Origin of the sequence: Phenylobacterium sp., from assembly GCF_036723115.1 — a bacterium.
Classification (GTDB): domain Bacteria; phylum Pseudomonadota; class Alphaproteobacteria; order Caulobacterales; family Caulobacteraceae; genus Phenylobacterium.
Genome location: NZ_DAIMHV010000049.1, coordinates 1 through 18202 on the forward strand (window position 1 = coordinate 1; position 18202 = coordinate 18202).

Consider the following 18202-nt stretch of genomic DNA (forward strand, 5'->3'; position numbering starts at 1 on the left):
GGGGTTAAGGAAAGCCCCGGGCTGCTGATAAAGTAGGCGCCGATTTCGCCGTTATGCCCGTGAATTAGGCGGGCAGGCCGGCCCTCGGGGAGGTGACCCGCACGGGGGCGGCTTAATTCCAGCGGGCGATCACGAACTCGTGAAGTTCTGCAACGCTTGGTGGCGCGCCGCGTAAAGCACCCGACGGCGCGGCCGGGCGTTCTCTTCCGGTCCTCGCCAAAAGCGCAGCAGCGACGAGAAGGAAGACCATGAACCTGACCCGCCTGATGACCGCCACCGCTGTCGCCGCCCTTCTGGGCGGAGCCGCCATCGCGCAGGACGCGCCGGCCCCCTCCACGCCGTCGCAGGGCCTGCCCGCCGCTCAGGCTGGCGCGGCCGAGCGCGCAGCGCCAGGGAGCGTCGTCGCGGCCGGAAACATCGTCGAGACGGTCAAGGCCTCGGGCCAGTTCAACACGCTGGTGGCGGCTCTCGAGGCGACCAACCTCACGGCCCTGCTTCAGGATAATGACGGTCTCACCGTGTTCGCGCCCACGGACGCCGCCTTCGCCGCGCTGCCGGCTGGCGAGCTCGATCGCCTCATGGCCGACGACAACCGGGCGGAACTGCAGCAGCTGCTGACCTATCATGTGGTCAACGCCCGTCTGGCCGGCGACCGGATCGAGGGCTCGCGAGGCCCGGTTCCCACTGTGGGCGGCGCCAATGTCGAGATCGACGGCAGCGGCGACACCTGGACGGTGGGCGAAGCCGAGATCATCCAGGCCGACATCATGGCCGACAACGGCGTCATCCACGTGGTCGACAAGGTGCTGACGCCTGCGGCCGCCGCCGGCGCGGCGGCCGATGCGGCGGCGTCGGCCCCGGCCGGGACTGACGCTACGTCCATGGACCCCATTCCGGACAACCCGGAAAGGGCGGCTTCGGCCGGCGCGACCGCGGGCGCTGACCAGCCCTCGCAAGACTAGGAACGACAGGCTCGCCAGGCGGCGGGGGGAACCTGCGGGCTGACCTTCACTGTGAAACGCAAAGGAGTGCAGCAATGAACCTCAAGATGATCCTCTCCGCCGCCTCGGCGGCCGCCCTGCTGACCGCCGGCGCCGCTTCGGCTCAGACCATGACCGACGGCGCCGACACTGGCATGGCCACCGACACCGGCGCGTCGATGACGAGCCCCGCCGGCTCGGCTGACATGGACGCCCAAGGCGCCGTGAACGCGCCGGGCGAAATGGACGCCACCCGCCCGGCCAGCCCGGCCATGACCGACGCGCCGATGAACGATCAGTGGACCAGCGGTCAGACCCAGGCCGACGACGCCACTCAGATGGGCGCTGATGCGGCCAGCGAGTCGGGCGTCATGGCCTCTGACACCGGCATGAGCGGTGACGCCGCCGCGGGCGCCACCGTCACCCCCTCCATCACCGCCAACGAGCCGATCCCCGACACCGAGGAAAACCGTGAGCTCTATGGTGAGCCCATGTCCCGCTCGGGGCAGGCCACCGAGCCGCGCGGCAACTAAGCGGGCGCAAGCACGCGCTTGATGCACAGGTCGGCGGGCCCTATGGTCCGCCGACTTTTTTTGCGCCTGCAAAATCGCCTCGGATGTCCTCAGAAAAACCGCTCTCGTTTCAGGGCCTGATCCTGAAACTCCATGACTATTGGAGCCGCCAGGGCTGCGTGATCCTGCAGCCGCACGACGTGGAGGTGGGGGCCGGGACCCTGCATCCCGCGACGGTGTTGCGCGCGCTGGGTCCCAAGCCGTGGCGGGCCGCCTATGTGCAGCCCTCCCGCAGGCCCGCCGACGGCCGCTATGGGGAGAACCCGAACCGGCTGCAGCACTACTACCAGTATCAGGTGATCCTGAAGCCCAACCCCGAGAACCTGCAGGACCTCTATCTGGGCAGTCTGGAGGCCATCGGCCTCGACACCCGCCTGCACGACATCCGCTTCGTCGAGGACGACTGGGAGAACCCGACCGTCGGCGCCTGGGGTCTCGGCTGGGAGGTCTGGTGCGACGGCATGGAGGTCACCCAGTACACCTACTTCCAGCAGGTGGGCGGGCTCGACGTCTTCCCCGTGGCGGGCGAACTGACTTACGGCCTGGAGCGCCTGGCCATGTACCTGCAGGGCGTCGACCACTTCACCGACCTGGCCTTCAATGATCCGGACGGCCCCGAGCCGAAGACCTATGGCGAGGTGTTCCTGGAGAACGAGCGCCAGCATTCGGAGGCCAACTTCCACGGCTACGACGTGGCGACGCTCAAGCGCCACTTCGAGGACATGGAGGCCCAGGTCCCGAAGCTGCTGGAGGGCCGCGCTCCCCAGGGCCAGCGCACCGTCCTTCCGGCCTACGACCACGTGCTGAAGGCCAGTCACCTGTTCAACCTGATGGACGCCCGCGGCGCGATCGCCGTGGCCGAGCGCCAGAGCTATATCGGTCGCATCCGCGACCTGACCAAGATGTGCGCCGAGGCCTGGGTGGCCAATGAAGGGGGCAACGCCTAGCCATGCCCCAACTGCTTCTCGAACTCTTCTCCGAAGAGATTCCTGCGCGCATGCAGGTCCAGGCCGCCCGCGACCTGGAGCGTATGGCGCGCGAACGTCTGGCCGAGCAGGGTTTCCTGCCCGAGGCCATGACCGCCTTCGCCGGTCCCCGCCGCCTGACTCTGGTGGTGGAGGGGCTGCCTGCGGCCCAGGCCGATCGGTTGGAAGAGCGCAAGGGCCCCCGCGTGGGCGCGCCGGAAAAGGCCATGGAGGGCTTCCTGCGCTCCACCGGCCTGACCCAAGACCAGCTCACCGAACAGGACGGGGTCTGGTTCGCGAAGCTCGAGCGCAAGGGGCGGCCGACGCCCGAGATCGTCGCCGAGATGGTCGAGGCCATCGTCCGCGCCTTCCCATGGCCCAAGTCGATGACCTGGGGACGCGGGACGCTGCGCTGGGTGCGTCCCCTGAAGCGGATCGTCTGCCTGTTCGACGGGACGGTCGTGCCCTTCAGCATCGACGGGATCGAGAGCGGCGACGTCACTGAGGGCCATCGCTTCATGGGCGAGGCCAAGCCCTTCCGGGTGAAGGACTTCGACAGCTATCGCGACGGTCTGGAGGCGCATTTCGTCATCCTCGACGGCGAGGAGCGTAAGGCCCGCATCCTGGAGGGCGCGCGCACCCTGTGCTTTGCGCGCAATCTGGAACTGGTGGAAGACGAGGGTTTGCTGGCCGAGGTGTCGGGCCTGGCCGAATGGCCCACCCCCATCGTCGGGGACATGGACCGATCCTTCCTCGACCTGCCGCCGGAGGTGATCCGCACCTCCATGCGCACCCATCAGAAGTATTTCGCCGTGCGCGACCCGGCCAGCGGCGGCCTTGCGCCGCACTTCGTCACCGTGGCCAACATCCAGGCCGCTGACGGCGGTCAGGCCATCGCCGCGGGCAACGCCAAGGTCCTCTCGGCGAGACTGTCCGACGCGCGCTTCTTCTGGGACGAGGACCGGAAGATCCGCCTGGAAGACCGGCTGGCGAAGCTGAGGGGCGTCACCTTCCACGCCAAGCTCGGGACCATGTATGATCGGGTGGAGCGGATCGTCGACCTGGCCGGGCGGCTGGCCCCGGCCTGCGGCGCCGATCCTGTCGTGGCGGCCCATGCCGCGCGGCTGGCCAAGGCCGATCTGGTCACCGGCATGGTGGGCGAGTTCCCCGAACTCCAGGGTTTGATGGGCGGCTACTACGCCCGCGCCGAGGGCCTGGGCGAGGAGGTGGCCGGGGCCATCTCCGACCACTACCGGCCTCAAGGGCCCTCGGACGCCACCCCGGCCACGCCTACGGGCCGGGCTGTCGCCCTGGCCGACAAGCTCGACACGCTCATCGGCTTCTTCGGGATCGACGAAAAGCCCACGGGCTCGCGCGATCCCTACGCCCTGCGCCGGGCGGCCCTGGGGGTGATCCGCATCGTGCTGGAGGCCCAGATCCGCCTGCCGTTGCGCCAACTGGCCGGCGATGACCTGCTGGCCTTCTTCGCCGACCGGCTGAAGGTGCTGCTGCGTGATCAGGGCAAGCCGCATGACCTCGTGGATGCCGTCTTCGCCCTGGGCGATGACGACCTTCTGAGGATCGTCGCCCGTGTTGAGGCCCTGAGCGGTTTCCTGGCCACGGAGGACGGGGCAAACCTGCTGGCGGGTTACAAGCGGGCGACCAACATCCTGCGCGCCGAGGAAAAGAAGGGGGCGCTCCCCACGGGGGCGGCCGCCGCCATGGCGGGTGCGCCGGCCGCCGAGACGGCTCTGGTGGACGCCCTGAGCGCTGTCGCCCCCCGGGTGGAGACGGCGCTGTCGGCGGAGGACTTCGTCGGCGCCATGCAGGCCCTTGCGGGCTTGAGGGCGCCTGTGGACGCCTTCTTTGAAGAGGTTCTGGTGAACGCCGAGGACGCCGCCGAGCGGGACAACCGCCTGCGGCTTCTCACGCAGGTCCGCGACGCCATGGGGCGGGTGGCGGAATTCAGCCAAGTGACGGGATGAGTAGGACGATGACGAGCCTGACCAAGACGCGGTGGGTCTACGCCTTCGGGGGCGGCGGCGCCGATGGCGACGCCTCCATGAAGAACCTGCTGGGCGGCAAGGGCGCCAACCTGGCGGAAATGTCGTCCCTGGGCCTGCCGGTGCCGCCGGGCTTCACCATCACCACCGAGTGCTGCACCCACTATTACGCCAATGAGCGGCGCTATCCCGACGACCTGAAGGAACAGGTGGCCGCGGGCCTGGCCCGGGTGGAGGAACTGACCGGCAAGCGCTTCGGCGATCCGGCCAATCCGCTGCTGGTTTCGGTCCGTTCCGGCGCGCGGGCCTCCATGCCTGGCATGATGGACACCGTGCTGAATCTGGGCCTGAACGACCAGACGGTGGAAGGCCTGGCCAGGCTGTCGGGCGATCGCCGGTTCGCCTTCGATTCCTATCGCCGCTTCATCCAGATGTACTCCAACGTGGTCCTTGATCTGGATCACCACATGTTCGAGGAGATCCTCGACGAACATAAGGAGCGCCTGGACGTCACGGTGGACACCGGGCTGAGCGCGGACGACTGGGAGAAGGTCGTCGCCGACTACAAAAAGGCGGTCGCCGCCGAACTGGGCTCAGACTTCCCGCAGGACCCGCAGGCTCAGCTGTGGGGCGCGGTGGGGGCGGTGTTCGCCAGCTGGATGAACGACCGGGCCAAGTTCTATCGCCGTATGCACGACATCCCCGAAAGCTGGGGCACGGCGGTGAACGTCCAGTCCATGGTCTTCGGCAATATGGGCGAGACCTCGGCCACCGGCGTGGCCTTCACCCGCAATCCCTCCACCGGGGAGGCGCGCCTCTATGGCGAGTTCCTGATCAACGCCCAGGGCGAAGACGTGGTGGCGGGCATCCGCACGCCGCAGGCGCTCACCAAGATCGCCCGCGAGGAGATGGGCGACAAACAGCCCTCGATGGAAGAAGCCCTGCCGGAGGTGTTCGCCCAGTTCAAGGAAGTGGTCGGCCGTCTGGAGAGCCACTACCGCGACATGCAGGACATCGAGTTCACGGTCGAACAGGGCCGGCTCTACATGCTGCAGACGCGCAACGGCAAGCGCACGGCCAAGGCGGCCCTGAAGATCGCCGTCGATCTGGCCGAGCAGGGGGTCATCACCCGCGAAGAGGCGGTGATGCGGGTGGAGCCGGCCTCCCTCGACCAGCTGCTGCACCCGACGATTGATCCGTCCAGCGAGCGCGACGTGATCGCCAGCGGTCTGCCGGCGTCGCCGGGCGCGGCCACGGGCAAGGTGGTGTTCGACGCCGACGAGGCCGAGCGCCTGGCCGCCATCCACGAGTCCGTCATCCTGGTCCGCGACGAAACCAGCCCGGAAGACATCCACGGCATGCACGCCGCCAAGGCCATTCTGACGGCGCGGGGCGGCATGACCAGCCACGCCGCGGTGGTGGCCCGCGGCATGGGCCGTCCCTGCGTCTCCGGCGCGGGCGAGATCCAGATTCACGCCAAGGCCGGCGAGTTCCGAGTGCGCGGCCGCACCTTCAAGGCCGGGGACATCATCACCGTGGACGGCTCCACCGGCCAGGTTCTGGCCGGGGCGGTGAAGATGATCGAGCCGGAGCTGACCGGCGACTTCGCCACCCTGATGGCCTGGGCCGACGGCTCACGTCGTCTGCGGGTGCGGGCCAACGCCGAGACCCCGCTGGACGCGCGCACCGCCCGCCAGTTCGGAGCCGAAGGCATCGGCCTTTGCCGCACCGAGCACATGTTCTTCGAGGAAGACCGCATCGCCGCGGTGCGCGAGATGATCCTGGCGGACGGCGAAAAGGGCCGTCGCACGGCGCTGGCCAAGATCCTGCCCATGCAGCGGGCCGACTTCGTCGAGCTCTTCACCATCATGGAGGGCCTGCCGGTGACCATCCGGCTGCTGGACCCGCCGCTGCACGAGTTCCTGCCCCATACGCCCGAGGACCTCAAGGCGCTGGCCTCGGCCTCGGGCCTGGACATCAGCGCCCTGGAGCGCCGGGTGAAGGAACTGCACGAGACCAACCCCATGCTGGGCCATCGCGGCTGCCGCCTGGGCGTCTCCTATCCCGAAATCTACGAGATGCAGGTCCGCGCCATCTTCGAGGCCGCCTGCGAGATCGCCGAGAGCGGCAAGACGCCGCCGTGCCCGGAGATCATGCATCCGCTGGTCGCCAAGGGCGAGGAGATGCGGTTCCTGCGTCAGCTCACCGACCGGGTGGCCAAGGAGGTTCTGGCCGAGCGCAAGCAGGACTTCCCCTATCTGGTGGGCACCATGGTGGAGCTGCCTCGGGCGGCGCTGCGGGCGGGCGATCTGGCCGAGAACGCCGAGTTCTTCTCCTTCGGCACCAACGATCTCACCCAGACGACCTTCGGCATCAGCCGTGACGATTCCGGCCGCTTCCTGGCGGCCTATATGGACAAGGGCATCTTCGAGAAGGATCCCTTCGTCAGCCTGGACCAGGAAGGCGTCGGCGATCTGATCCGCATCGCCACCGAGCGGGGCCGCGCCCAGCGTCCGGGCATGAAGCTCGGCATCTGCGGCGAGCATGGCGGCGACCCGGCCTCCATCGACTTCTGCGAGCGGGTCGGCCTCGACTATGTGAGCTGCTCGCCCTACCGGGTGCCCATCGCGCGCCTGGCTGCGGCCCAGTCGGCCGTGGGCGAGCGCGAGAAGGACCGCTAGGCATGACCCGGTCCGCCGAGGCGCCCGTTCAGATCCGCTCCGCGGTGGCGAAGGGCGCGAAGGCGGGCGGCGCGGTGGCCGTCGGCGGCTCGGCCCTGGGCGCCTTCGCCCTGGGCGCGATGGCGGTCGGGGCGGTGGCCCTGGGCGCCCTGGCCATCGGCCGGCTCAGCATCGGCCGGGCGCGGGTGCGCCGGCTGGAGATCGATGAACTGGTGATCCGGCGCCTCTCGACGCCGGATCGGTGACGGCGGCCTTCAGGCCTCAGCGCTTCTTCACGAACACCGTGCCGGCGGAATAGCCGGCGCCGAAGGAGCAGATGAGCCCGGTTTCGCCGGCGGCGAAGCCGTCATTGGCCTTGTGGAAGGCGATGATCGAGCCGGCCGAAGATGTGTTGGCGTACTCGTCCAGGATGATGACGTTCTCGCCGGGGGCCGGATCGCGACCGAGGACGCGCTTTCCGATCAGCTCGTTCATATTGATGTTGGCCTGGTGCAGCCACAGGCGCTTCAGCCCCGTGGGATCGAGGCCCAGGTCCCCGGCGTGTTCGATGATCATCTCCGAGACCATGGGGACCACTTCGCGGAAGACCTTTCGGCCCTCCTGGACGAAGAGCTTGTCCCGGGCCGCGGCCCCTTCGGGGGCGGCGCGGTTCAGGAAGCCGAAATTGTTGCGGATATTGTTGGAGAAGACCGTCTTCAGACGCGTGCCGACGACGTCCCAGCCCTGCCCGGGCGCGGCGTCGTCCGCCGCCTCGATGATCACCGCGGTGGCCACGTCGCCGAAGATGAAGTGGCTGTCGCGGTCGCAGAAGTTCAGATGGCCCGAGGTGATCTCGGGATTGACCATCAGCACAGCGCGGGCCGAGCCCGAGGCGATGTAGTCGGCCGCGGTCTTGATGCCGAAGGTCGCCGACGAACAGGCGACATTCATATCGAAGGCGAAGCCCTCGATCCCCAGGGCCTCCTGGACCTCGATGGCCATGGCCGGATAGGCGCGCTGCATGTTGGAGGCCGCGCAGATCACCGCATCGATCTGGCTCGCAGGCTTGCCCCAGGCCGCCAGGGCGGACCGGGCCGCTTCCACTGCGATCTCAGCCAGGATGGAGATCTGGTCGTTGGGCCGCTCGGGGATCACCGGACGCATGATCTCAGGATCGATCAGGCCCGACTTGTCCATCACATAGCGGGCCTTGATGCCCGAAGCCTTCTCGATGAAGGCCTCCGAAGACGGGGTCAGGGCCTCCACCTCTCCGGCGGCGATGGCCTCGGCGTGGGCGGCGTTGAAGCGCTCCACATAGGCGTTGAAGGTCGCGACCAGCTCGGCGTTGGTCAGGGTGTTGGGCGGGGTGTAGAGCCCCGTCGCGGCGATGACGGCGTTACGCAACTGGCTTCTCCGATGGCGGCCTCTTGCGGGCTTGAGCGAAGCAATAGCATGTACGCGCCGCATGGCGAGCCAGATGGTTGCGACTTTTGTGTCACAGTGTGTGGCGGCCATGCAATTGTCAGCGAACGGACAGGAAAGCGCCGCGATTGAAGCCGATCGAGCTCAGGCACGGGAAAAGCTGTTCGCCAATAAGAAAGTAGGAGTAACCCTTATGAAGTCTCTCATTCTCGCCACCGCCGCTGTCGCCGCCCTGGCCGCCGTTCCGGCCGCCGCTTCGGCCCAGTCCATGAACCAGCCGGAAATCTACGGCGCGCTGGGCTATGCCCACGCCGACGCCGACGACGTCGCCCTGGGCGCGATCCAGGGCCGCCTGGGCGCCAAGTTCAACCCGTACTTCGGCGTGGAAGGCGAACTGGCCTTCGGCGTGAAGGACGACAGCATCGCCGTGGCCCCCGGCGTCAGCGCCGATGTGGAGCTGAACCACAGCGCCGCCCTCTATGCGGTGGGCTTCCTGCCCGTCAGCCCCAATGCCGACCTGTTCGCTCGCGTGGGCTATGGCACCACGGAGGCCGAGGTTTCGGCGGCCGGCGTGTCGGCCAAGGCCGATGGTGAAAGCTGGAACTTCGGCGTGGGCGGCCGCTACTTCCTCGACGGCCAGAACGGCTTCCGCGCCGACTATACCCGCCAGGAATTCCAGAACGACGGCGGCAAGGCCGATGTCTGGTCCCTGGCCTATGTCCGGAAGTTCTGATTTCGCCAGACCGGCGAATTTCTGACGTGATGGACGGCGCGCCCCACCCGGGCGCGCCGTTTTTCTTGACCCCCGCCCTCAGCGGGGCGACGCTTGCGCCTTCAGGGGAGGAAGGCGCTGTGGACAAGGCGTTCCTGTTTCAATTGGCGGGCTCCATGGCCGCAGTGGCGGTGCTGGTGGGGCTCTCGGCCCTGGCTCGCCTGGGCCGACCCGGCGCAGGCCTGGACGAGACGCGCGCCGCTGTGATGTTCGGCGAGGACTTTCCCGACCGGCGGATCGACGGGCTCTGGATCACCCAGGACGGCAAGGGGGCGGTGGCGCGCTCCGGAGACTGCGCCCTGGTGCTGATCGCCGTGGGGGACGGCTATGCCTGCCGACGTCTGCCCTGGTGCCAGGCGGTCAGCTCCCTGTTCCGCGACGGGCGGCTGCACATTCATCTGGGCGAGGCGGCGGCCCCGCGGGCGGTGCTGGCCTTCGACAACTGGCCGCCGCGGGACCTGGCGGCGTGAGCCTGGATATCGATCCCGTCACCCTGGCGGTGCCGTTCTTCATCCTGGCCATCTTCCTGGAGATCATCGTCGGGCGGCTGGGTTGGGCGCACGCCGACTATGAGCCACGCGACACCTTCACCTCCCTGACCATGGGCCTGGGGAGCAGCGTGGCGGGCCTGGCCACGGGCGGGCTCATCTTCGCCGCCAGCCTGTGGGTCTATGAGCACCGGCTGTTCAACATCCCCCTGACCGCAATCTGGGCCTGGGTGTTGCTCTTTCTGCTGGAGGATCTGACCTACTACTGGTTCCACCGGCTCTCGCACGAACGGCGATTCTGGTGGGCCAGCCACGTGAACCACCACACCTCTCAGCACTACAACCTCTCCACCGCCCTGCGTCAGACCTGGACCGGGGGCGCGGCGGGAACCTGGCTGCTGTGGCTGCCCCTGTCCCTGCTGGGCTTCCCCCCCGCCATGGTGGCGATCCAGAAGGGGGTGAGCCTGGTCTATCAGTTCTGGATTCACACCGAGGCGGTGGGCCGCCTGCCGCGGTGGGTGGAGGCGGTGTTCAACACCCCGTCGCACCACCGGGTCCATCATGCCCGCAACCCCCGCTATCTCGACCGCAACTATGCGGGAATCCTGATCATCTGGGACAGACTGTTCGGCACCTTCCAGGCGGAGTTGGATGACGAACCCTGCCGCTATGGGGTTGTGAAGAACCTGGCGACCTTCAATCCGGTCCGGGTGGCCTTCCACGAATGGATCGCCATGGGTCGCGACGTGTTCGCCGCCCGCTCGCCGCGCGAGGTGGTGGGCTATGTCTTCGGCCCGCCGGGGTGGAGCGCTGACGGCTCGCGGGAAACCTCGGACCAGATCCGGGCGGGCTGGGAAGCGCGCGAGGCGAAACGCGGTGTTGGGGGGCCTACTCCCGCAGCAGCGGCAGAGACAGCCCCGAGACCGGCCGCGCGCTCAGAATCTCTCGCCTGAACCGGAAAAGCTCAGCCGGCCGGCCGCCGGTGTCTGCGTCCATCCGCCCCAATCCCTCCACCAGGCCGCCCCGCTCCAGGGCGCGACGGAAGTTCTGCTTGTGCAGGGGGGCGCCGGCGATGGCCTCCACGGCCCGCTGCAGGGCGAAAAGGGTGAAGGCCTCAGGCATCAGCTCGAACACCACCGGGCGGTACTTGATCTTGCCCCTCAGCCGGCTGAGGGCCGTGGCGAGGATCCGCCTGTGGTCGGAGATCATGGGCTCGCCCAGGGCCGCGGCAAGGGCCTCGGTGCGCACGCCGACGCTCTCGCCCCGGTCGCGGGCCGCTTCGGGGGCGAGGCCTGCGCCATAGAGCAGTTCGTAGCGCTCCAGCACCCGCTCTTCGTTCCAGGGCGCGCCTTCCAGGGCGAAGGCGATGCGGATGCGCGCCATGCGCGCCTCACGCTCCGAGGCGGAGCCGCATTCGGCCCAGCGGCGCAGGGCTTCGATGATCAGGTCGACGGCGGGCGGTCGTCCCTGCCGCCAGTCCTCCCAGGGAAAGAAGCGCCGCCAGGGCGCCCATGCGGTGTCGGGGGCCTCGGTCTCCACCGCCGTGGGGGTGAGCGCCAGATAACCCACCGAGATCACGCGGCTGGCGCCTGGACCTTCACCGCCGCCGTCGCCCATGTCGGCCAGGGGCGCGTCGCGGCCGCGGTCGCCGAAGGTGTAGAGCTGCTCCACATAGCCCAGGTCGAACCGGGTCTGGGCGGTCACGAAGGCGCGCAGGGCCAGCTCGAACGTACGATGCCCGGCCGGGTCGAAGGGGCCGAAGGGCAGGCCGGGAAGGGGGCGCTCCCCCTCGCTCCGGGGGCGCACGGTCAGGACCATGGCCTCGCCGTCGCGGATGGCGACCACCACGGCTGACAGGCCGATGACGACGGGACTGGGGCCGGCCGGCAGGGTCATCCCAGGCGGGCGGGCAGGTCGAAGGGCGTGCCCATGCTCACAAAGCCCGTGCCGCCGATGGCCTCGATGGCGTCCACCATCCGGCCCCGCCGGCCAAGCCAGTCATCGGCCAGGGCCACGATCCGGCGGTTGGGATAGGCGTGGGGGGCGAGGTCGCGCAGACGGCGAGCAAGCTCGGCTTCGGAGGCGTCCGGGTTGCGCTCGCAGGCCAGGGCGAAGGCGCTGGCCGTCGAGCGGCTGACGCCGGCCCAACAGTGGATCAGCATGGGGGCGGACTCGTCCCAGCCCTGCCCGAACGCCATCAACTGCTCGACAAGGCGTTCGTCAGGCGCGGTCATGCCCTCCATGGGGCTGGCGATATCATTGACGCCCAGACGGAGATGACGCTCCGGGATCATCCCGTCGGGGGTTTCGATCATCGTGTTCGGGTCGAGCAGGGTGACCATATGCGACGGGCGGCGCGCGGCGATCACTCCGGGAACATCGGCCAGGCCGCAGACGATCATCACCATGGGTTCACTCCGTGTCGAAGGCCGCCGCGACGGGGGCGAATCCGGCCGCCTCGGACAGGATATGATACCGCTGGAGATAGCGATCCTGGGCCAATGACGCCGAGAGAGGCTCGATCCGCAGATCATAGCCGTCCGGCGGCGGGCCGAACAGCGCGCGGGCCTCGTCGGAGGCGAACCCCGCCAACTGGGTGGCCTCGAAGTAGGCGCAGGCATGGTCTGCCTGCTTAATCAGCCGTTTGATCTCCGCCGGAGTCTTGGCGGGCAGGCCGAAGCGGACGTGAATCGCCGTCTCCAGGCGGGCCTCGAACAGCTTGTAGTCGAGGCCCAGCGCGGCCTTGAAGGGCGAGATCATGTCGCCGATCACATATTCGGCTGCGTCGTGCAGCAGGGCGGCCAGGCGCCACTTCGGTTCGATGTCGGGCTGCAGGTGGGCGACGATCTCCTCCACAACCACCGAATGCTGGGCCACGGAGAAGGCGTGCGCCCCCAGGGTCTGACCGTTCCAACGCGCCACCCGGGCCAGGCCATGGGCGATGTCCTCGACCTCGATATCCATGGGCGAGGGGTCGAGCAGGTCCAGCCGCCGGCCCGACAGCATGCGCTGCCAGGCCCGGGGCTCACGGCTGGGGCGACGCAGCCCTTTCCTCATCGGAGCGTTCCTTCCAAAGTCTAGCTCGCCGCCCGGGCGAGGCCGGGGACGGATTGGCAAAGATCAAAGCGCGGATCGATCCTGCGAAGCATCATCGGTCGAGAAAAGGACGGGAAATGACCTGGGCGAGAATCATGGCGCCGCTCTCCGGCGGGGAAGGCGATCAGGCGGTTCTGGAGGCCGGCGCCCTGGTGGCGGCCGCCTTCCAGGCGGAGTTGGCCGGTGTCTATACCCCAGCCGACGTGGCCGACGTAATGCCCTGGATGGGCGAAGGCTTCATGGGCGGCGTTCAGGCCACCGCCCTGGAATCCCTCAAGGAGGCCGCCGCCGTCGGCGAGGCCAAGGCCAGGGACGCCATGGCCGCCGTCGCCTATGGCGCCAAGAGTTTCAAGGCGCTGGAAACCCCGGTCTGGGCCAACCTGTCGGCCGAGGGCCGCCTCTCAGACGTGGTGATCTTCGACGATCAGCCCGGCCGTGGCCGGGGGCCCCTGTCCGAAGCCTTCCAGGCCATCGTCGCCGACGAGCAGCGGCCCGTCATCATCGCCAGGCCCGGCCTGACGATCGGCGGCGTGGTGTGCGTGGCCTGGGATGGGGGCAAGGAGGCCTCGCGCGCGGCGCGTCAGGCCACCCCCCTGCTGCAGAAGGCCGAAAAGGTCGTGATCCTCACCGCGCCTCGGGCCACAACCCGGGCCCTCGACCCCGCCCGTCTGCAGGACTATTTCGCCGCCCGCGGGATCAATGCCGAGACCGAGATCCTGCCCGATTCCGGCGAGGCCGCGCCTCTGCTGCTCTATGCCGCCAAAAAGGCCGGCGCGCAGATCCTGGTGGCCGGCGCCTTCGGCCACCCCCGCCTGCAGGAGTTCATCTTCGGCGGCACCACCCGCTCGCTCCTGGCGGCGGATTCCCCTTCGCTCTTCCTGTCCCACTAGCTTTCGAGGTCGACCATGTCCCTTTCGCGTATCGTGATGCGCCTTGCCCGCAATCCCGGCACGGAGTTCGCCGGGGGGGACGACCATCGGGGCTACACCCTGACCGCTCCCCTGACCGCGGACGGCTATCTGGACGAGGCGGCCTACGCCCAGCAGAAGGCCGAGTGCACGGTGCGCCGTTTCGCCCCCGATGAGGACGCCGCCGAAGGCCGCCTGGCGCGCAAGGGCTCGGTGTGGTTCTTCGACTATGACGAGGGCGACACGGCCGATGACGAGCCCTTCTACCGGCTCGGCGACCACCGGTTCGCCATCGGCGAGTATGTGACGGTCACCGACGACGACGGCCGTCCGCTGACCTACAAGGTGATGGAAGTCCAGGCCGTCTAAAGCGCTGGCGCTCGCGGAACCCGATTACGGCTCAGGCGCCGCTGTTGCGACGGACCAGCTTCTGGATGTCGTCCACCATCTTGCCTTCGTCGCGACGTTCGGTTCCTCGGACGAGGGCCACGACCAGCGGACCGGATCGAGGGCCGCCGGCTTCGTAGCCCACGAAGTCGGCGCCGTCGGCGTCGGCCCGGCCGGCCTTCAGGTAGGTGGCTCGAATGCCGCGCTTCTCGCGGGACAGGGCTTCCCCCTTCAGCCGCACCTCGCGGAAGAGGCGAACCGTGGCGCCGGTCTCCGAAGCGTCGATCCGCACCGGTCCGATGCGGATGTTGGCGGAATCCTCTTTCGCATCGATGGACAGGCCGGGCAGGGCGACGCGAACCTGTTCGCCCCCGTGGGGGCCGCGTCCTGCGGACGACGCGGACGCCTCCCAGTCACCGTCAGCCTCGCCGGTCATGGTCCGGGAGTCGGCCTCAGCCTCCGCCTGGGCGCGCCTGACCGCGTCATCCAGGACCGTTCCGGTGGGCGGCGCGGCGACCGCAGCCGCCGCTATCGCGCCAGCACTGTCATCGGCCGGCGCGCGCGCGGCGCCGTCTTGGGGGAGACCGAAATTGACCAGTTCCCGCTCGACCCCGGCCAGGGTCGATTGGACATCGCCTTCCACCTTCACCAGCCGCAGCTCGATGAAGGTCCCGTCCTCGGCGCGATACTGGCAGGCGGTTCCGTCGCCGGTCTGGGTCAGGCGCGTGAGCTGGCCCTGGCGCTCGGGGCAATCGAGCTGGCCGGTCTGGACGGCGGTGACCGGGCGGGGGTGGCAGCCGGCCAGCAGGGCCGCGGCCAGGCCACTGGTGATCAAGATCCTGTTCATCGCCGTCGTCTCCCTCACAGCCCCATAAGGGTGGAGAGGCGGGCGCCGCAGGTCGAGTGAATTCCCTGTAAGTCGCCGTGTCAGGCCCGCAAGGCCCGGAAACGAAAAGGCCGCCGGACCTTTCGGTACGGCGGCCCATCTTTATCTTACTGGCCGGGGCGGGACCCGCCGGCGCCCTCGCGGCGGGCCAGGAACGCCAGGCGTTCGAAGAGGTGGACGTCCTGTTCGTTCTTCAGCAGGGCGCCATGGAGAGGCGGGATCAGCTTGGTGGGATCGCGCTCCTTCAGGGTGTCGGCGTCGATATCCTCCACCATCAGCAGCTTGAGCCAGTCCAGCAGTTCGGAGGTGGAGGGCTTCTTCTTCAGGCCCGGAACCTTGCGCATGTCGTAGAAGATGCGCAGGGCCTCGCCGACCAGCTTCTCCTTGATGCCCGGAAAGTGGACATCGACGATCTGCTGCATGGTGTCGGCGTCGGGGAAGCGGATGTAGTGGAAGAAGCAGCGGCGCAGGAAGGCGTCCGGCAGCTCCTTCTCGTTGTTCGAGGTGATGATCACGATCGGGCGGACGGCCGCCTTGATCGTCTCGTTGGTCTCGTAGACGTAGAATTCCATCCGATCGAGCTCCTGCAGGAGGTCGTTCGGGAACTCGATGTCGGCCTTGTCGATCTCGTCGATGAACAGCACCGGGCGAACCTCGCTCTCGAAGGCCTCCCAGAGCTTGCCCTTCTTGATGTAGTTCTTGACGTCCTTGACCCGCTCGTCGCCCAGCTGGCTGTCGCGCAGACGGGTGACGGCGTCGTACTCATAGAGCCCCTGGTGGGCCTTGGTGGTCGACTTGATGTGCCAGGTGAGCAGCTCGGCGTCGAAGGCCTTGGCGATTTCATAGGCCAGCACGGTCTTGCCGGTGCCGGGTTCGCCCTTGATCAGCAGAGGGCGCTCAAGCGCGACGGCCGCGTTGACGGCGACCTTCAGATCCTCGGTGGCGACGTAATTGTCGGTGCCTTCGAAACGCTCGGCCATATGAGCTCCCATAGTCAGCGGGGTCTGTCGCCCCGCTCCAAACAAATGTTTCAACCTGGCGCCAACCTAAAGGCAGGCGCGGGACATTCAAGCGGCTTGAGCGTCGCGGGGCGAGATCGCCGCCCGGTGGGAGCAGACGCGGCGCCTTAGGCCGGCTCGCGGCGCAACTGACGGCTTGGTTGGGCCAGGGCGCGCCCCATCTCGTCCAGCATCGGCCCCCATTCCCCCAGGGCCGAGGCCTTGAAGATGCGCATTTGCGGGTACCAGGGATAGTGGTCGGCGCCCAGGCGCGGCCAGGCGCCGGGCGCCGAGGTGATCCAGGCGCTGGCGCCGCAGGCCCCGGCCAGGTTCACCGTGGCGTTGGGAAAGCCCAGGGTGAGGTCCAGGGCGCAGGTGAGGGCGGCCACGTCGTCGAGGTCCTGCTTCAGGTCGATCCCCGGCGGCGTCCAGATCTCCACGCCAAAGGCATCCCGGGCCTGGGCCAGTTCGGCCTCCACCTCGCCATACTGCAGGTTGACGAAGGTGACGCCCGGGGCGGTGAGCACGCTGCCCCAGGCGTCGAACGCCGAGAAATAGCGCCGCCGCGCGCTGTTCATCAGGGCGCTCTTCCAGAGCAGCCCGACCTTCAGCCCCGGCGGGGCGTCCTCCAGCACGGCGCGCCAGTGGGTGATCCGGGCCGGATCAGCGGTCAGAAAGCCCGCGCCGGCGGCCGGGAAGTCGCCCAGCGAGCGCCGGAAACGCCGCAGGAGCGAACCCATGGGCGCCCAAAGGTCGGGATCAGGACCCTGCTCGAGGAACGGCGCCAATCGGATCGAGCGTCCGGCCACATCGAAGGTGGCGTGGGCGCCCACCTCGGCCTGCGGGAAGCTGCGCTGGAAGAGAGGAACAAGGCGGCCCTCAACCGCCAGGATGAGCTGTCCTTCCGGCCCCAGGGCTTCCAGGACGTCGGGCAGCAGGTTGGCGAACATGATCTCGTCGCCCAGCCCCTGTTCGCCGAAGACCAGCAGGCGGCGCCCGCGCAGGTCATCCTCAGGCGTCCAAGGCTTCCCCTTGGCTTGGAACAGGGTCGCGCCCGCAAACTGGGGGTGAAGGCGCGCCTCATAGTCATCCCAGCCGTCTCCGGCGCGGCCCATTTCCATGAGCATGGTGGCCCGGGACAGGCGCATCATCTGGCGCTCATCCTCGGCCCTCACGCCGGCCAGGGCTACGTCGCAGTCCTCAAGGGCCCCCTGAGGATCGCCCATGGACAGGCGGATGTTGGCGCGGTTGTAACGGGCCTTGGGAAAGACCGGCTGCAGGCGAAGCGCCTCGTCGAAGAAGAGGCTGGCGGTGGCAAGGTCCCCCTGTTCGGTGACGATGGTGCCCATGGTGTTCCAGGGCATGGCGTGACCGGGGTTGGCCTCGATGGCTGGCCGCAGCACCTCGATGGCCTCATCGGCGCGATCCTGGTCGCGGATGGCGCAGGCCAGGTTGTTGGCCGCCTCCGGGTGGTTGGGCTGGGCGGCGAGAAAGTGCCGGAAGAGTTTCTCGGCCTGAGGCTTCATCCCCAGGCGGAAAGCCAGCCGGCCCAGGTCGTTGGCGATCTCGGCGTGGTTGGGCAGGAGGGCGAGGGCCGATTCGTAACAGGTGATGGAGCTTGCGAAATCGCCGGCGCGCTCCCGGGCGATGGCCAGCAGATACCAGGCGAAGCCGTTGCGCTCGTCCTGCTCCAGGGCCTGGATCGCCAGACGGCCGCCGGTTTCATGATCTTCGGCCTGAAGGGCGCTCACGGCCTGGCGCAGCAGCGGCTGGACGCTCAAGGCCTTGAGTTCCCCCAGCGCCGCCTTCAGCCGCACCAGGGCGTCGCGGGAGCCGGCCTCGCCCATGGCGTCGGCCGCCTGGCCGGCGGGGACCGCGCCGGCGAGGGCGATGGCCGAGGTCTGGCTCGTGCGGCTCGGGCGCGTCATGCCGCCTCCATTTCGTGCGTTTACCGCCCCCTGGATCAGGGCATTATGGTTACCTCTTGCTTAAGCGCGACCGTGGGTCGCAGTCCTGGCAAGGGCTCATTAACGGTCGCCGCCTAGCTTATGGGTCGATCATTCTC

General features: G+C 68.5%; 18 protein-coding genes. 11 read left to right on the forward strand and 7 right to left on the reverse strand.

Annotated elements, in window-relative coordinates:
- Nucleotides 1-248 precede the first annotated feature (248 nt).
- The 6 genes from V7D28_RS07235 (at nt 249) to V7D28_RS07260 (ending at nt 7446) form a co-directional block, all read left to right on the forward strand.
- A complete protein-coding gene (locus V7D28_RS07235; protein WP_333586703.1) occupies nt 249-962 on the forward strand; it encodes a fasciclin domain-containing protein in 714 nt (237 codons plus the stop codon).
- A gap of 74 nt (nt 963-1036) precedes the next feature.
- Entirely contained in the window at nt 1037-1513 is a 477-nt protein-coding gene (locus V7D28_RS07240; RefSeq protein ID WP_333586704.1) for a hypothetical protein, read from the forward strand.
- 83 nt (nt 1514-1596) lie between these two features.
- Nucleotides 1597-2499 (forward strand): glycine--tRNA ligase subunit alpha, encoded by a 903-nt coding sequence (locus V7D28_RS07245; RefSeq protein ID WP_333586705.1) that lies wholly within the window; start codon nt 1597-1599, stop codon nt 2497-2499.
- A gap of 2 nt (nt 2500-2501) precedes the next feature.
- On the forward strand, nt 2502-4502 hold the full coding sequence (glyS, locus tag V7D28_RS07250; RefSeq protein ID WP_333586706.1) for a glycine--tRNA ligase subunit beta: 2001 nt from the start codon (nt 2502-2504) through the stop codon (nt 4500-4502).
- Between the two features lie 8 nt (nt 4503-4510).
- The gene (gene ppdK, locus V7D28_RS07255) at nt 4511-7201 is read left to right on the forward strand and encodes a pyruvate, phosphate dikinase (protein WP_333586707.1); all 2691 of its coding nucleotides are present in this window, start codon (nt 4511-4513) and stop codon (nt 7199-7201) included.
- Between the two features lie 2 nt (nt 7202-7203).
- Nucleotides 7204-7446: a hypothetical protein gene (locus tag V7D28_RS07260; protein WP_333586708.1), complete on the forward strand. Its 243-nt coding sequence runs from the start codon at nt 7204-7206 to the stop codon at nt 7444-7446.
- Nucleotides 7447-7462: 16 nt separating this feature from the next.
- Here the strand turns inward: V7D28_RS07260 and V7D28_RS07265 are convergent, their stop codons facing one another.
- The gene (locus tag V7D28_RS07265; protein ID WP_333586709.1) at nt 7463-8584 is read right to left on the reverse strand and encodes a beta-ketoacyl-ACP synthase III; all 1122 of its coding nucleotides are present in this window, start codon (nt 8582-8584) and stop codon (nt 7463-7465) included.
- 211 nt (nt 8585-8795) lie between these two features.
- Here V7D28_RS07265 and V7D28_RS07270 point away from each other — a divergent pair, with 211 nt between their 5' ends.
- The 3 genes from V7D28_RS07270 (at nt 8796) to V7D28_RS07280 (ending at nt 10815) form a co-directional block, all read left to right on the forward strand.
- Nucleotides 8796-9335 (forward strand): porin family protein, encoded by a 540-nt coding sequence (locus tag V7D28_RS07270; RefSeq protein ID WP_333586710.1) that lies wholly within the window; start codon nt 8796-8798, stop codon nt 9333-9335.
- A 119-nt stretch (nt 9336-9454) separates the two neighbouring features.
- The gene (locus tag V7D28_RS07275; protein ID WP_333586711.1) at nt 9455-9844 is read left to right on the forward strand and encodes a hypothetical protein; all 390 of its coding nucleotides are present in this window, start codon (nt 9455-9457) and stop codon (nt 9842-9844) included.
- The gene (locus V7D28_RS07280) at nt 9841-10815 is read left to right on the forward strand and encodes a sterol desaturase family protein (protein ID WP_333586712.1); all 975 of its coding nucleotides are present in this window, start codon (nt 9841-9843) and stop codon (nt 10813-10815) included. Before V7D28_RS07275 ends, V7D28_RS07280 begins: the two co-directional genes overlap by 4 nt.
- Here the strand turns inward: V7D28_RS07280 and V7D28_RS07285 are convergent.
- The 3 genes from V7D28_RS07285 to V7D28_RS07295 are packed head-to-tail and all read right to left on the reverse strand — an operon-like array spanning nt 10751 to nt 12919.
- On the reverse strand, nt 10751-11758 hold the full coding sequence (locus V7D28_RS07285) for an NUDIX hydrolase (protein WP_333586713.1): 1008 nt from the start codon (nt 11756-11758) through the stop codon (nt 10751-10753). The two genes, V7D28_RS07280 and V7D28_RS07285, sit on opposite strands and share 65 nt — an antisense overlap.
- Nucleotides 11755-12270 (reverse strand): tyrosine phosphatase family protein, encoded by a 516-nt coding sequence (locus V7D28_RS07290; RefSeq protein WP_333586714.1) that lies wholly within the window; start codon nt 12268-12270, stop codon nt 11755-11757. Before V7D28_RS07290 ends, V7D28_RS07285 begins: the two co-directional genes overlap by 4 nt.
- A 4-nt stretch (nt 12271-12274) precedes the next feature.
- Nucleotides 12275-12919 carry an HD family hydrolase gene (locus V7D28_RS07295; RefSeq protein ID WP_333586715.1) on the reverse strand — a complete coding sequence of 215 codons (645 nt, stop codon included), beginning with the start codon at nt 12917-12919 and terminating at the stop codon, nt 12275-12277.
- Nucleotides 12920-13035: 116 nt separating this feature from the next.
- Here V7D28_RS07295 and V7D28_RS07300 point away from each other — a divergent pair, with 116 nt between their 5' ends.
- Complete coding sequence (locus V7D28_RS07300; protein ID WP_333586716.1) at nt 13036-13848, forward strand: universal stress protein; 813 nt, start codon at nt 13036-13038, stop codon at nt 13846-13848.
- Between the two features lie 15 nt (nt 13849-13863).
- On the forward strand, nt 13864-14235 hold the full coding sequence (locus V7D28_RS07305; protein ID WP_333586717.1) for a hypothetical protein: 372 nt from the start codon (nt 13864-13866) through the stop codon (nt 14233-14235).
- A 31-nt stretch (nt 14236-14266) separates the two neighbouring features.
- Here V7D28_RS07305 and V7D28_RS07310 read toward each other — a convergent pair whose 3' ends face one another.
- The 3 genes from V7D28_RS07310 to V7D28_RS07320 all read right to left on the reverse strand — a co-directional run bounded on the left by V7D28_RS07310 (nt 14267) and on the right by V7D28_RS07320 (nt 18065).
- Nucleotides 14267-15100 carry a hypothetical protein gene (locus tag V7D28_RS07310; RefSeq protein ID WP_333586718.1) on the reverse strand — a complete coding sequence of 278 codons (834 nt, stop codon included), beginning with the start codon at nt 15098-15100 and terminating at the stop codon, nt 14267-14269.
- A gap of 146 nt (nt 15101-15246) precedes the next feature.
- Nucleotides 15247-16119 (reverse strand): AAA family ATPase, encoded by an 873-nt coding sequence (locus V7D28_RS07315; RefSeq protein ID WP_333586719.1) that lies wholly within the window; start codon nt 16117-16119, stop codon nt 15247-15249.
- Nucleotides 16120-16265: 146 nt separating this feature from the next.
- Entirely contained in the window at nt 16266-18065 is a 1800-nt protein-coding gene (locus V7D28_RS07320; RefSeq protein ID WP_333586720.1) for a tetratricopeptide repeat protein, read from the reverse strand.
- Nucleotides 18066-18202: the final 137 nt, after the last annotated feature.